The organism is Candidatus Bathyarchaeia archaeon (assembly GCA_035935655.1).
Taxonomy (GTDB): Archaea; Thermoproteota; Bathyarchaeia; order 40CM-2-53-6; family 40CM-2-53-6; genus 40CM-2-53-6.
The window spans coordinates 287,602-301,897 of sequence record DASYWW010000037.1 but is presented as its reverse complement, the minus strand read 5'-3'; the positions used below and the strand labels follow the sequence as shown (position 1 = coordinate 301,897).

The following is a 14,296-nucleotide window of genomic DNA, read 5'->3' as shown; positions in this document are numbered from 1 at the left end:
GCCGCGTTCTCGTCCCTGTCTAGCGTGGCTCCACAGTGTGGACACCATAGTCTTCGTCTGGTGTTCTCTAGGGTCTTGTACCCGCATATTGAGCACCGTTTTGACGTGTCTCTAGCAGGAACGTAGATTACCTTCACTCCTTCCCATCGCGCCTTATACTCTACCTGGCGCTGCAGCTCTCCATAGCTCCAGCTGTTCATCCTCGCCCGATAGTCTCTATTCTGGAAGTTCCCTTTGTGGTAGAGCCTTCTCATCTCAGGCAGCCTCTCCATGACTACGCCATATCGTCGTGTCCTTGCTTCTTCCACTATCGTCTTGGACGCATGGTGCAGGATGGGCTGTACGCTGTTCCTCTGTCTCGCTCCATACTCGGAGAATACTCGCTTCCTTATTCGCACATCGTTCCTCTTGAATCGGCTTTTGACGAAACGATACGTGGACTTGATTCGGGTAGTTTTTGACAGGTTAAGGGTCTTGACTTTCCCGTCTGTTGATGCGATCGTCACATTGTCCAAGTTACGATCTACCCCGACGTATCCTTGCGGCTTAACCTCGACTATTTCTTTCGAGATGCTTATGCTTAGCGAGTCCGGCGTCAATGTGACTGAGCGAACCTTAAGCCCGGAGAGTGTCTGCTGCGTGTGACTGTTCAGCTTCAGATAGACGTACTGTCGTGGTTTGACCGGCAGTCTGAGAAGGTCCTTCGTTATCTTGAATCCGTAGCATGTGGTTAGCATCAGTCTTTTTGCATGCGGATACGCTGTCCGAGAGTTTTTTCTCTTGGCCTTTCGATAGTTGCGGAGTATTCCTGTGGCGGTGCTGATCGCGCAGAGCCTGTAGTAGCTGAGAATATCAGGGCTCAGACGATGATAAGTCTTCGACGATAGTTGCTTGAGAGAAGAAATATTCTCATCAATCCCGACCGAGACGCAGACGTTTACCATGCGCCTGAACTCGTCTAACAGCCGCAGGATTTCGCCCGAACCCTGTTGTCTTTGTTTGACCGCCTTCACCGCAATCACTCGGCGACGCCACTCTCATAGGCTCCGTTCCGGCTATTAAGCCAGAGTAGGGAAAATGACAAAATCACCCGATACATCATGGGTGGTGGACCATCCTCCAAGAATTCGCGGAAGTGTAGATGCCGTGCAGTATTTTGTTACCCGTGTTTGGTCGCGGCTTGTCCAGTGGGGTTATTAGTTCTCGTCTGGGTCTTGTTTCCTGTCGGACCTTATGTCGCTCGCTTTGCGCTGTGAGAGTTGTGGTATGCCGATGGCGACCAACGAGGAGCACGGTGCTCAGAACCCGGATAACCCGTACTGTATTCATTGCACGGATATCAAGGGGAAGCTTTTGCCTTTCGAGAGAAAGTTTGAGGAGATGGTGAAGAACGCGATGGATACGCGATGGATGAACAAGGAACAGGCTGAGAAGTACGTTCTTTCCCAGATGGCGGAGTTGCCGGCGTGGCGGGACCACGTGGCAGAGATGAAATCCGGGGCTAAGGCCTCTTCGGGTTAGTCTTCCGGGTTCTCACGGAATCTGTTCTGGTCCTATACTGTTTCGTTGTAGGCTCCTGTATCAATAGTCCTGGCTGGGGTTCGGACGGTAGAGTCTAGTTGAGGACTGGTGTTCCGAAATCTGCTGCTAGTATTGCGGCGTCGAGGAGGTCTATCTGTCCATCTGCGTTGAGATCTGCGGCCGGGTTGTAAATTGGGGACGCTTGTGTCGCGCCGAATGCGAGGGCGAGGGGTGATGCGTCGGTTATGTCGACTGTTCCACGATGCATCACGTCTGGGTCTCTTGTGATCGTGCTTGTGGTTTGTCCTGTCTGGTCGATGTGGCAGTTGGCTCCGAGGGGTATGTTGTTGGTGGGGAGGGCGAGTATGAACTGGGCGCCATCTTGTGTGAGGGGTATTGTGATATCGAACGTGTCCGTGTAGACTAGGGCTCCGGTGGTCGCGTTTGTCGCGTTGATGGTGATTGTTCCGGAGGCGGTCTGGCTTGTCGCGTTGACCGTGAACACGGCTGTTATTGTTATGTTGAGACCGTCAAAGGTTTTGTTGACTATGATGATTCTGGGATAGACTGTTATTGTCTCTGAGATCTTTGCGGGTCCTTCTGTTGTCTGGAGTGTTAGTGTTACGCGGTAGGTTCGGCTTGCTGTGTACGCGTGTTTCGTGAGTATTCCGGTTGCGTTTGTGTTATCGCCGTAGTTCCACTGGTATGTTTTGATGGTTCCGGGTGTTGTGAAGCTGCGGGTGGCCGAGGCGTTGAACGTGACGGTTTGTTGGATCATCGGGTGTCTGGGGTGGTAGGTGAAGGCTGGTGCGATGTTGAAGATGACTTGTTGGGTGATGGTGTCGGTGGCGCTGGTCGTGTCTTGTACTGTTAGGGATACGTTCCATTTGCCGGGTGTTACCAGGAGGAAGTCGTGTGTGGTGTAGGGGCTGGTTGTTTTTGTGATCGCGCTGTTGTCGCCGAAGATCCACGTGTATGATGCGATGTGTCCGGTGGGGCTCCAGCTGGTGTTGGCGTTGAAGAAGACGACGCTGCCTGGGGCGGCGCACATCACGCACGGATTGTAAGTGTACGCGGCTAGTGGAGACGTGTTCTGTGGGGTGGTTGCGTGGGTGTTCGGGGTCCCTATCGGGATTATGGTTAACGGGAGGAGAATTAGGATCAGAAGGGAGCTAGTTCTCATGGTTCTTGTCCGTGATGCTTTCTTCCCGGGTGCTGATTCTTATCTCTGACGGAGTTCTATCTCGTCCTGGTGAGTTGGAGCCCCGGGCGGGGTTTTCCGCCTCTTCTGGTCTTGGCTTTTGAACCCGCGGGGTCTCTAATCTTTGTTGACTCGTTTCAACATTACTGTCCTAGCTTGTCTAGGGCGAAATAGTTTCGCTTTCCTCTGGGAGGTATTACGGGACAGCGAGTTCGAGAAGAGAGTTGTCGACCAGCAGCGATGGCAAGAACTCTGCAAAGTCTCTCTCTCAAGGCTCGTGTGAGAGTATATAAGAGCGTTCTCGAGGCGAGACGCGATCGAGGATCCAGTTGCGAGACCATTGCTAAGCAACTAGATCTTCCCAGTTCCACGGTCTACAACTGGATTATGCACAAGAATTCGCCGTTAGGGAGCTTCGTCGTGCCTACACTTACTCCATCGCAATCGTTGAGCTATCTTTCTGGCGCTATGCTTGGCGACGGTGATCTGGTGCGGAGCGCTTCATACCACTATCAGCTTAGGTTGAGAGTGAAGGATCGAGATTTTGCGGAAAAAGTCTGCTCCAGCCTTAGTTCCGTGTTCGGGAGTCCGAGAAAGGTTAGGAAGGACGTAAGTGGGTTTTACGTGGTTAGGGTTTGGAGTCGCATGCTTTACGAATACATGTCAGATACTCGCGCAATTCAAAAAACGGTGGATCGGTTTCCTTCCGAATTTATCAAAGGATTTGCAGATGCAGAAGGTTCGCCCGCGATTTCAGTAGGACAGTCACGGAAATCATCTCTCGGCTTCTATATTGTCATGGTAAACACCGATCTCAATTTGCTGAGATGGATTAAGCGCCTTATGAGGTCAAGATTTGGGATCGATTCTCGGCTATTAGAGGGAAAGATGCACCCGAGTATGTGGGGCAAAGTTCCGTGTTATTATCTCAAGATAGGGCGGCGTGAGGATCAGCTCTCATTTGCCAACAATGTTGGCTTTGCTATACGCAGGAAGAGGCAGAAAATGCTGATTGCTCTGGAACTACTTCAAAGACTTGGTCCATTAAAGGCCGGGGCTGAGTGGCGAAGAATTTTCGAGAAAAGAGGAAGAGTCTGGGTAATGAGGGACACTGGAAAGTATGGAGCCCCGGACGAGATTTGAACTCGTGACCTTTGCCTTTTTGGAGGAGGAGTCATACCAAGGCAACGCTCTTGGCTGTGGTTTGATCTACCAGGCTGAGCCACCGGGGCACGCTGTCCGTTGCCGCGGCCAAGCACGTGTTATATGAGTTGCTAGAAACGGTGCGGGGGTCGCGTGGGAGAGCGCGGGCGCGCGACTCGAGTAGGCCCCCGGGCCCTCCGGAAAATTACGGTTACCATTTTCAGTACCTGTTTCAATGAACGATTCAGAGAGCTGTTTCAAGTGCGATTCGGAGATCGGTCTCAGGAACTGGTTTCAATACCCGTTTCAGGATGCGATTTTCAGGAGGCGGTTTCAGCTAATGCGTCTCCAGTACACGATTTCCAGTGCTCGTTTTCATTTATTGATCTCTCTTTTTGCCTGAACCAACTAGTTCCGGATACGGGAATAGGAATCATCGGGGTTTCGGGGTTGAAAGAGTTGGGCTCTTAGTTTCCATGCCTGTCCGCCGGGAACCGCTCTTCCGTCTCGAGGGGTCGCTCGCTAGTACCCCCCTTTTTCTAGAGAAGAAATTCCCGTCTGGCGGTGATAATGGGCGATTCTTGCCGATCAAAGCATGGTCCTGACTTTGATGGACTGGACGCTTGCTTGCTCTATCGCGAGATTCACGAATGGTTTCTAGGCGAGATCAGGGTGTATCCTTCAGATCGCAGATCAGGGTTGATAATGGGCGATTTCTGGTGCCGATCATCGGGAAAAACGATCTTGGTCTGGTTTCATTGGCAATGGAGAGATATCTCTCGTTATCTTCGGTAAGGTGACGCCGAACACGTATAGAACTAGATAGACCAGGTCCACGGGCATATCATTCTCCGTTGCCGGCGGCCAAACCGCGAACCAAACCTCCCCGATTTTTTTCCATGGGCCTAGCCCTACAATACTCTCCGTCGCCCCGTAGAAACCCCAGTGGATAAGTGGAGAATCCGTCTTTTCCGGAATTGCGCCTGTGAACTCGTGACCAGCTGACCAATCCCGTAGGATTTCCAGAACACAACCGCCTGGAACAATGGTTATGTTTCCCTTTGCTCAGCTGGACTCTAGGAAATCGTTGCGCTCACCTAGATCGATCCCGCTCATCGCAGCTCTTTTTGTCGCGATCCTCTTTGGGACATTGGTTCTTCCTAGCTATGCTTCGAGCTATAGGCCCGGCGTGAAGGTGGGCGACAGCGCCTACTACTCGGTTACAACGATCCCCGCGTACCCTGTAGGTCAATCAGTGACCAGGATGAGCGTGCAAAGCGTCACAGGCACTATCGTTAACGCGAGCTTCTTCGGATTCTACCCGGACGGCGGCGTCCCGGCCGGCTTCTCAATCGACGTCTTCTCCGGCCAAAGCTACAACTCAACCTCGAACTTCTTCTTCGTCATCGCTTCCGGCTTGAAGTCCGGCGACCCGATCTTCAACAACTGGAACATAACAGTCGCTGGCCAATCAGACCTTAGCTGCGGTGGGGTAACCCGGCCAGCCGTAGGAGCCCAGTTCACAAGAGCAGGCCAGAGCGTCAGACTGGCGTGGGATCAGGCGACCGGTGCAATGTGCGGCTACACCGGCCAAGACAACAGAGGAGCACTCTACGTAAACATGATCAACAGCACCTTCTGGACACCCGTCCAAGCCCCTATCGACACCTTCACCGTCGCGGCAGAGATCTCTTCGGTGATCGGTTTGCCCCTCGTTGTGATCGTACTGTTCGTCTTCTTCAGGCGGAGACGAGCTCGAAAGGGTCCGCCCTAAATCCTCAACGAGTATCTTTTGATTCTAGGATTTTCCTTTTTATCTAGCCCAGCCCGATCCAAACAGTAGATTGTAGTTGGATCCTGGCAAAGAACCAGAGCATATCGCTGGCGTTATCTCAGCGAACGTGAGGCTTCGGTTCGGCTTCGAACAACTCTTGCTTGTTGTCACAGACAGCAGAATTGTTGTTGTTCACAAGGGGAAGAAGGGAGCGGTTGGATTGGCTTCGATTCTAGTCATGGGCAGCCACAGCGGTTCGTTTCTTGATCCCGACAAACCAGGGTCTCCGTTGCAGGGAAAACTGAATTTCGAGAGGACGGATGTCGAGAAGATTCTGGCTTCCAACAAGAACAACTTCGATGTGAGGTACGATGAGATGATCAGTGTCGAGGTCGACGAGGGACCTAACGCAACCAGCGTAACGATGGTTACAAGGAATGACAAGTTCCAGTTCTTCACGGGACTAGAAGCAGAAGAAATCGTTAAGCTACTTGCGGACCGGCTAGGTGAGAGACTGTCGGCTCGAAAGACCAGAAACTAGATCGTTCTATTTCGGTCTCTGTGATCCAGATTGTTGCTTGGAGCTCTTGTCTAGCTGCGAGTCAGGTTGACTAGACGCTCTGCGTTCCTTTCTACGTCGCATGAAGAGTATCAGACTAAACAAGACGGCGGCTCCGGCAGCGATGGAAATGTACGCGATGACTGCCCAGGGTAACGTGCTGCTGACCGTTAGCTGTAATGTTCTAAGTCCGATGTAGGACGATGAGACAGTAATCGCTTCGAGAGTAAGTGTTCCGGGGCTGGATGGAAGAACGACATTTGTCTGGTTCAGCCATCCTTGGCTGTCACTCTTTCCCGTGAATAGGGTATTCCCAGCGGAAAAGATGAACGTCACATTCGATCCCGCGATCGGAACCCCAGAGGGGTCCTTGGTCTGGGACGCGAAGTTCACAGCGCTGCTCGGGTTGAAATTGGAGGAGGGACTTGTCGAACCTGGACTCGTGGCGAGCAGACTCGTTAGCGCGTTCTTTGATGTCGCATAGATGTGCCAGGTTCCCGGCGAGGGATACTTGAGGCCGGTAGAAGTTGGTACAGTGATTTGTAGAGAGCCCTGGACGAGTTGTGTCGTATAGTCGCTGGTTTGTAGCAATGATCCGTTGGCCGATGTTATGTTGAGTACTGATTGGCCTCCAGGGACATTGAAGTAGAATGTTCCTTGGGGTGGTTTGTTTGCGTTGTAGACGTAAGTGGAGTTGAGATTGTCAACCGCGAAATAGGTCGGGTGGTTGGCGGTCAGTACTGACAAGTCGTCGAAGATCGTGCTTGTCGTTTGGCCAGTTGCGGCGGAGACTTCGAGCACCGCAGCCTCAATACGGTACGGTCCGATATGTCCAGTAGAGTCAAAGTACTGTGTTTCAGGTAATAGGTTCTGGGTGACGCTGAGCCATTGGCTGAGTGTTCCGAAACTCGCTGTCTTGTGATACACGGTGTCTGTTGTATTGGATGGTAGAGTTCCTGTTCCGGTTTTGAAATCGTAGTAGATCGAGAGGGGATTTGCCTGAGGACTGCTATCGACCAATCCAAGCCAGACATCAGCTCTGTCTGTGGGTGTTGTTCCAGTCATTTTTCCGACAAAGGCTGATACTTGCAGGCTAGTGGTGCTGTCGATAACAGGGCGGCCATCAATGCTCTGCGCTAGGGCCGAAGGAGTTCCTGCAGCCGTCCCGTTTGCGCTGTAAGACCCTGAATGTGTTGGGCTCGTTATTACTTTGAAGCCTGCAATGTTTCCCCAGCCTGTCAGGTCTCCGGTTTCGAATCCGCCGTTGTGTGCCCAGTTGATGTTTCCAGTAGGCGCGTAGAGCTCTACCTGGTCAAAGAGCGCGCTTGTCTGTTTTCGAATTGGATCTTGCAGTAAACTTCCTGCAACAGCTGTCCCGTTTATCACAGGGTCGTTGGCAGCAAGATCGTAAACTCCTTCATTCTTCAGATCGTAGACAATGGGTTCTCCTGGGTCCCAATGATAATTTTGATTGACGTCCACGTATTTCATTCTGGAATCGCTGGTCAGAACCTGATTGGTCGGTGGTATTCCTTGGTTGTAGAGGATCCAGTCAGTGGATGGGTTGAAGTGTCCGTCAGCATCGGGATCGAATACAACTGTCTCGGTCGTGTTCCAGTAGCTGTCGCCTCCAGTCTCCCAATACTTGATTCTAGGGTCGATTGTCGGAGTACCCTGGCTTGTGGAGAAAACCGAGAGTCTTGTGTCTTTGACTGAGTTGATGCTGCTGAATATCGATGGGAAAGTGTGGGCGGCGTCGCTGGTCACGTTTCTGTCGAGAACTGTCCAAGGAGCGGAGCCGAGCCCGGGGATTGCTATGTAGGCATCGCTTGTGCTGTTCGCGGGAAGCACCGTGGTGCTGGCGAGAACATAGTGAATTCGTGCCGGATTCCCGTTGGAAACTCCCAAAGTGAGTGAGACTTCAACTCTATCAGTGATCGAATTTCCGTTCATGATTCTGACTTGGCTCACCGCCCTTATTCTGAGCCCGTTGGCGAACGCGACCGTGCTCTGAGAAAAGTCCTGAAGGAGAGTAAGGTGGGAGTCGATGGTCAGGTTACCAGAGTTGATGCTGAGCTGAACAGCAGAGTTGTCGTTGTATCCGGGTGATGTTACGTTAGCGACTGGGTTGCTTTGGGTAAAGTTGTTGTAGGTTATCAGGGTCCACGGTTGCCTGCCCGTTTCAAATGACGTGTTGTTGATCACCTGGTAGAACATTTGGACTGGCGGTCCAATTGCCTGGTATGTGGCGCGTGGATTCGTTCCCGCTGCCGCTCCTAGCTTCGCTCCTCCTAACGCGAGTGGGAGAACGAGCATGATGAGCAGGAGTACTTGCTGGAGAAATCGGGCACTCATGTCAGATTCCGCTCGGATAGAATGATAGGCTAACAATGCTCGGGTAGCCGGTTGGCGTTTGCCCGACGGAGTATAGCCAGTGGTCTCCAAATGTGGGGAGATACCAGAAGGCGATGCTTTGCCGGTATGCAAGTTCCCCGTTTACAAAGTTGATCGGGTCGGGCGGAGACGCAGGTGGGTTGATATCCGGCTCAAGCTCTCCCGGTCTATCCCGGACCAGATAGATTTTCGAAGCAAGCTTCGGCATGTCACCCGCGAACGGGAAGACTCTCGGAACCATGTAGTAGTAGGCAGAGCCATCTCCAAGGCGCCATTGCGTAGAGTTGTGTGCATTATCTCGGAATACGTTGTCGGTGTAGTTCCCTTCCCAGATCAGGTTCTGCCAGACGCCACTGGGAGTGTACTGGCTCATCAGATCGCGATTCTTGTTGCCAATAGCTAGGTCGATCCGATAGTGGGGTTGATAGTAGTGGTTCCAGCCGCATCCAATATGGCCCACGTACAAGGTTGCGTCGAATTCTCCATTCTTGTAGAACCGCCAGAACTGAGTATAGTTGTATCCTACACGGGAGGGATTGAAGTTGGCTCTTATCTCGAACCAGGGGTTTGTTGGATCCGTGGAGCTTTGTACCGTGAAGCCCGCGATCGATGCTGCGAGATCATCGTGCCCCAGATCGTCGAAGAAGAGGCATGAGAGCCCTGGTGGTTGCTGGAAATAGACGACGCTTACTCCATTGATCAATGCGTCTCGAATGGTTTGCACTCCATTGTATGATGAGTTGTAGATCTCGACTCCGTGGTGATCTGTAATATTCCAGTTTATCGTCCATCCATCAATCGATAGCGGTGTCCCATGAACCAGAACAGCATGCATCGGTGTTGTGGTCATGCTTGTTGAGTCGGTGATTAGGAGTGAGACTGTGAAACTGCCGGCCGCGGAGAAGATGTGTGTCACAGACATTCCATCGTTTCCCGTGTAGGTGGTTGTGATCGTGTGGGTCCCTGAGCCCGCGGAGGATGGTGTGTAGGTGAAAACGCAGAATGAGGTGCTAGTGGCGGAGCTTGGGGATAGGCCGCAAGGGGATGATGGACTGAAGTTGCCTGCACTGTCGCTGACTAGGTTCACAACACCTGTAGGTGTTGTCGGGCTAGAGGAATAATCGGTGACCGTTACAGTGCAAGTTGTCGTTGAGCCAACTTTGATGGAACCAGGATTGCATACGATGGAGGTTGTTGTCGGGTGTGCGACTGCCGGTGTTGTTACGGGGAGGTTGAACTTGCCGCTTGATGTGCCTGTGTGGTTCACATCGGGCGGGTAGACGCCGGTTATCGTGTGGACTCCTGTCCCGACCGCTGTGGGGGTATAGATGACTGAACAGGTTGCGATTCCCGGTGTCGATGTCGCTGCTAGGGTGCATGAGGGTAGGGGAGATAGGGTGCCCACGCCGGAGCTGGCGAAAGTTACAGTGCCGGTAGGAGTGATCGGTGTCGTCGAAATATCTGTAACTGTGGCTGAGCATGCGGTAGGGCTGTTGACATTGACCGAGCCAGGAGTGCATGCGATCGAGGTCGTTGTAATGCGCGAAGCGGTCGGAGTTGTGGCGTTGATTCCGTATGATCCTGAGCTGCCGGTGTGGCTTGAAGCTGAAGTTGTCCCGTCGCCGAAAGTCCAGACAAGCTGGTAAGGTGGAGTACCACCTGAAACCGTCGCGGTGAGACTGTCGTTCCCTCCAGCAAGAACGAATTGAGGTGCCACAACGAAATCTCTGACTGGCCCGGCCCCATGGGCCACGTTTGTGCTCGAGAACCCGTAGAGTAAAGTGGAGAGCATGACCGCTAGGATTAAGGATTGTTTGACTCTGGGAATCGGCAAAACGGTTACGAACGTCCTCGTTGACCCTTTTGAGGATTATTCGGTTTCGACTTAGACTGTTCTTTTGTCACGGGTTTTTCTGGCGGTGATTCCGTCGAGGTTCTTGAGCGAATCCATTGCCATACAACAAGACTCACTGTGGCTATAGCGATCGCTCCGATTATTATCACCTCGAAGTAGAGCGGGATTGTGGTCGCGTTCGCGTATGTGATGGTGAATGTTCCGAGCTGGGATGCTTGAATCGCAATTGTCGATGTGGTGCTGTTGTATGTCCAGCTGGTTATCGTGTTTCCGTCTAGCTGTATATTCAGCGGCTTGTTTGGACTGTTGACAATGATCAGGTTCGGTCCCTGGCCCGTCGCCTTGAATTGTAGTCCGTCTGGACTATTTTCTAGAATCGTAATGCTGGTGACTGCTGAGCTGAACGCGACGTAGTTTTTCTGCTGATTTCCTATCGGGAGCATTTGAAGTCGGACGGGATTCGGAGTAGAAGTGAGAGTGCTCGTGTAGATCAGGTAATCATAGTAGAAAGCTTGGAACGTGTATGTTCCGTTCTCGACTAATTGGCCAGGGACAACCCGCGCTAGCGTTCCGTCGGGATTAAGGATCCTCCAGGTTAACCCTGTTGCTACGCTGTTTCCTTGGAAATCTTGGAAAGCAATTCGAGGAATCGTGAGTGGAGGATTGACGAAGATCGAGAAATTGCCTAGCGCTATGGCAGGGATTCGAAGCATCGAAAGACTGGAATCATAAGACCACTTGATGCTCGATGGGTCGTCCATGTTTCTCTGTACTGCAACCGGCTTTGATTGCACCTTCACCAGAATAAGGGATGGTCCGGAGCCTCCTTGGGAGTAGAACCGGAGAAATGTCGCGTTTTCCTTGATAACTTGCATGCTGGTTATTGTGTTGTTGATCGCGATGTAGTTCCACGGGAATGTGTTCTGCGGAAACATTTCCAGTGAGACGGGGTAGGTAGTGTTGAGAGTTATTCTCTGCTGACGTATCAGGTATGGTTCAGGATTCTGGCCCGTAAGAACTGGATAATAGACCGCAACGGTATAGGGCTCGAGTATGAGGGTTGGACTGTTCTGGTTGTAGTTTATGATTTCTTGGCCGGTTGAGTTGAAAAGTTTCCATTTTACAATGTTGTTAACTGATGTTCCGGTCGTGTCGAGAAAGTTGAAGGCCGCATAATAGTTGCTGGGTGGAGGTGGCGGTGGGGGAATCGCGGAGTCGATGTAGATCGCGATGTTGTCAACCCATTCTGTTTCTCCATAGACTCCTTGGGTGTTCGTGTCTAGATAGTAGAAGCTCCAGATCTCGATCTTGTCCAGTGCTTGAGCTAGTGTGAATGTTCCGGGAAGTGGAGTTCCACTTGGCCCTGTCATTTGTGCTAGCCAGTCTTGTGCTAGGTTTCGGGTGAGGTGGGTCCAATGATTCATGGTCGGGGTTGGGATGATGAAATATTTCACGGGTTTGCCTGCTTCTCCACCCGTGGACGAGTTAGAGGCGCTTATTCCGGTCGCAGGATTGTAGAAGATATAATCCATTTCCGTGGTATCAAAGGCCTTGATTCTGACATCGAATCCTGAGTATCCTACAAATTTCGGTTGGATGTTGAACCAGATGCTAAAGCTGTCAGGTCGCGAAGTCATGTTGCTGAAGAACAGGTTTGTAGGGAGTTGTTGTCGCAGGGTTTGATGCCCGAACGTTATCACCTGTCCGGTTGTCGCTGAGTGAGTGTCTTGGCTTACGTCAAGTCTAGCGGCGTAGTTTCCAAGAAGGGCCGTAGTGCTGTTGACGGTGATTGTGCTTCCTGCGTTTGAATCTATGAACTCGGTGATCCAGCCTGCAGGCAAGTTGGGGGCTTGGACATTTTCGAATCCTGGATTTGTGATCACGTTTGCGCTGTAAGGGCCCGCTGCGTGTGCGGGTCCGAGGTTTGAGAAGAGAACGCTCGTGAGCATCAATATGGTGAGGATGATGATCCGTTTGTCAAATCGGTGTTTGTGCAGATCGATCAACCTCGCCTGTAAATGTCTCGTGGAATCTTGCTCTTTGGGATCCCCCTCGGTTAGCTCGTTGCTCGACTAACTTTGAGGTGTAGTTGAGAAAAGGGGTCTTGCGTTATTTATTCATTATAGAAGTATCATTTCTCTCAGGCTAAGCGACTACTAAGCAATCTTCTAGCAGAATCAGAGGTCTCAAATTCCGGGGTCGAGGGATTGTCGCGTGGCGTTGTAAATCTAGAGTTACTATTGTAGGAATCTTTCTCCAATCAGTGAGCCTGACATTGATGATGCTATGAACGCGATCAAAGGGAAGGGGAATATGGACTGGAAGATGATGTATATCCAGATCGATTCAAGAACGTCGATTCCGGAAGGAGGGACTCCTCCCACTGTGATGGCCGTGATTGCAACCACGAATACGATCGAGAGGCCTATTGTTAGCGCGGCGAGACACCCGATGATCGCACTCTGGATATCTTCCAAGAGTGCTCCAGCCACAACGCACGTTGCTATGATCTCGGCGTAATCCAAATTGTCGGGGAAAGTTTTCGAGAACATTGCCCTAGAGAAGAGTGCAGCGATCGTTCCGGCCCAGAAAAGTACAATGACGATCTTGCGGCTTCTATCTGTTGAAATTATGTGAGTTATTTTCTGCGTTGTGCGGTCAGACTCCTCCGCCCTTACCTCCTACACCTGGGAAGCTGCCATTTGCCGAAATGGTAGCTAGGTAACAGGTTCCGGGTCCGCCGGTGCCTTGGCATGCATAGGTTATGATTACAGGTCCGAAGCCGTCGAGAAATGTTGAGAGTACGAGTTCGATGATGAACAGTACCTGAATATTCTTGACTGCGGTGCTGGTCGCGTTGAACGGTACGACTACATCTATTGGAACGTTCTTGTCCAGTGGGCGAGTGACAAATCCCGGGGGACCGGGTAGATTTGCGCCGCGGCTCACGGTGATGTTGTCTTTGTCGAGTTCGTAGGAGCCGCGGAAGATTGTGAGAATGAATCCTTTGTAGTCTGTAGGATTCATGACGGTGAAGGATCCTTTCACTTCGAGGTACTGTGTGATGTTTTTGAGTTGTAGATCTGTGAGACTTAGTTGTATGTGCGCAAGTGACGGGTAGAATTGGTAATAGTTTTCTGCGACGGGGACCGCGAACGCGTTTGCAACTACTGTTGCAGTGATGAAGCTGAGGAGTACGATTGTTCTCCTTGAGATTCTCGAGACCGACAGAGAGGATCGTCTCCTTGATTTGTAGAGAGGTTCTCCCACATAATCCTTGGGTGTTATCCGAGCGTAGCCTGAGAATGTTGCTGCCGGATTTCCGGTTTTTCGGTCAGGGGATAGGCATTAAAGTCCGACTTGACAATTGAAGGTACTAGAGCTGGGAGGCCCAGGCGAATCTGACAAACGATTCGGACGACAAGAAAAAGGCGCCTGCCTATTATGATGTGGAAAGATACCGAAACCTGTCCGCCTTACCCCCGAAGCCTCAAAGCAAAATTACCTGGCTAATCTCACGGGTAACAGGTCCTCTTGACACTGTTCAGGGACTTTTCATCCCGTTCTTCTTCCTCGCTGTGACATTCGGCACCTTCCTCGCCGTGGTCGTCTCCGCAGCCTACGGTCCCTGGGCGTTTCTCCTTCTCATGGGGTCTATAATCGGGGGACTTGGACTATACGGCGAAAAGAAGCTAGGGGAGTCCGCCCAATTCGGAGAATACCACGTTCTCAAGAACGCGCTCGGCACAGCGCTCGGTTTCTTGGTCTTTCTCGGCATCCTGGCTCTCCTTCTATTCCTCGCGCATGTCCCGCCCTTCTAACGGAACCCCCTCATGCTCCCAGTACTTA

The 14,296-nt window shown here is 51.7% G+C and carries 11 protein-coding genes and 1 tRNA gene; 4 read left to right on the top strand and 8 right to left on the bottom strand.

The features are described from left to right. The coding region (locus VGS11_06715; GenBank protein ID HEV2119776.1) for a transposase at nucleotides 1–1,022 on the bottom strand (1,022 nt) is incomplete at its 3' end. Between the two features lie 211 nt (nucleotides 1,023–1,233). On the opposite strand from VGS11_06715, the gene VGS11_06710 reads away from it, so the two are divergent. Further along, entirely contained in the window at nucleotides 1,234–1,521 is a 288-nt protein-coding gene (locus VGS11_06710; protein HEV2119775.1) for a zinc ribbon domain-containing protein, read from the top strand. A 94-nt stretch (nucleotides 1,522–1,615) separates the two neighbouring features. On the opposite strand, the gene VGS11_06705 is transcribed toward VGS11_06710, so the two are convergent. Together VGS11_06705 and VGS11_06700 are read right to left on the bottom strand one after the other, a co-directional pair. After that, the gene (locus VGS11_06705) at nucleotides 1,616–2,704 is read right to left on the bottom strand and encodes a PKD domain-containing protein (GenBank protein HEV2119774.1); all 1,089 of its coding nucleotides are present in this window, start codon (nucleotides 2,702–2,704) and stop codon (nucleotides 1,616–1,618) included. Nucleotides 2,705–3,843: 1,139 nt separating this feature from the next. Continuing rightward, nucleotides 3,844–3,954: transfer RNA gene (locus VGS11_06700), tRNA-Thr, on the bottom strand. A gap of 998 nt (nucleotides 3,955–4,952) precedes the next feature. On the opposite strand from VGS11_06700, the gene VGS11_06695 reads away from it, so the two are divergent. Together VGS11_06695 and VGS11_06690 are read left to right on the top strand one after the other, a co-directional pair. Next, nucleotides 4,953–5,639 (top strand): hypothetical protein, encoded by a 687-nt coding sequence (locus tag VGS11_06695; GenBank protein HEV2119773.1) that lies wholly within the window; start codon nucleotides 4,953–4,955, stop codon nucleotides 5,637–5,639. A 76-nt stretch (nucleotides 5,640–5,715) separates the two neighbouring features. Then, a complete protein-coding gene (locus VGS11_06690; GenBank protein HEV2119772.1) occupies nucleotides 5,716–6,180 on the top strand; it encodes a hypothetical protein in 465 nt (154 codons plus the stop codon). A gap of 6 nt (nucleotides 6,181–6,186) precedes the next feature. Here VGS11_06690 and VGS11_06685 read toward each other — a convergent pair whose 3' ends face one another. The 5 genes from VGS11_06685 to VGS11_06665 form a co-directional block, all read right to left on the bottom strand. Continuing rightward, nucleotides 6,187–8,553 carry a hypothetical protein gene (locus VGS11_06685; GenBank protein ID HEV2119771.1) on the bottom strand — a complete coding sequence of 789 codons (2,367 nt, stop codon included), beginning with the start codon at nucleotides 8,551–8,553 and terminating at the stop codon, nucleotides 6,187–6,189. A gap of 1 nt (nucleotide 8,554) precedes the next feature. Beyond that, nucleotides 8,555–10,426 (bottom strand): hypothetical protein, encoded by a 1,872-nt coding sequence (locus VGS11_06680; GenBank protein HEV2119770.1) that lies wholly within the window; start codon nucleotides 10,424–10,426, stop codon nucleotides 8,555–8,557. A gap of 5 nt (nucleotides 10,427–10,431) precedes the next feature. Beyond that, entirely contained in the window at nucleotides 10,432–12,453 is a 2,022-nt protein-coding gene (locus VGS11_06675; GenBank protein HEV2119769.1) for a hypothetical protein, read from the bottom strand. 231 nt (nucleotides 12,454–12,684) lie between these two features. Continuing rightward, nucleotides 12,685–12,999, bottom strand: a complete 315-nt coding sequence (locus VGS11_06670; protein ID HEV2119768.1) for a hypothetical protein — start codon at nucleotides 12,997–12,999, stop codon at nucleotides 12,685–12,687. A gap of 106 nt (nucleotides 13,000–13,105) precedes the next feature. Further along, nucleotides 13,106–13,717: a hypothetical protein gene (locus tag VGS11_06665; GenBank protein ID HEV2119767.1), complete on the bottom strand. Its 612-nt coding sequence runs from the start codon at nucleotides 13,715–13,717 to the stop codon at nucleotides 13,106–13,108. A 179-nt stretch (nucleotides 13,718–13,896) separates the two neighbouring features. On the opposite strand from VGS11_06665, the gene VGS11_06660 reads away from it, so the two are divergent. Next, complete coding sequence (locus tag VGS11_06660; GenBank protein HEV2119766.1) at nucleotides 13,897–14,268, top strand: hypothetical protein; 372 nt, start codon at nucleotides 13,897–13,899, stop codon at nucleotides 14,266–14,268. The last annotated feature ends 28 nt before the right edge of the window (nucleotides 14,269–14,296 follow it).

Coding starts and splice junctions, on each gene's coding strand:
- VGS11_06685 (HEV2119771.1), bottom strand. CDS start 8,553: ATGAGTGCCCGATTTCTCCAGCAAGTACTCCTGCTCATCATGCTCGTT.
- VGS11_06670 (HEV2119768.1), bottom strand. CDS start 12,999: ATGTTCTCGAAAACTTTCCCCGACAATTTGGATTACGCCGAGATCATA.
- VGS11_06705 (HEV2119774.1), bottom strand. CDS start 2,704: ATGAGAACTAGCTCCCTTCTGATCCTAATTCTCCTCCCGTTAACCATA.
- VGS11_06710 (HEV2119775.1), top strand. CDS start 1,234: ATGTCGCTCGCTTTGCGCTGTGAGAGTTGTGGTATGCCGATGGCGACC.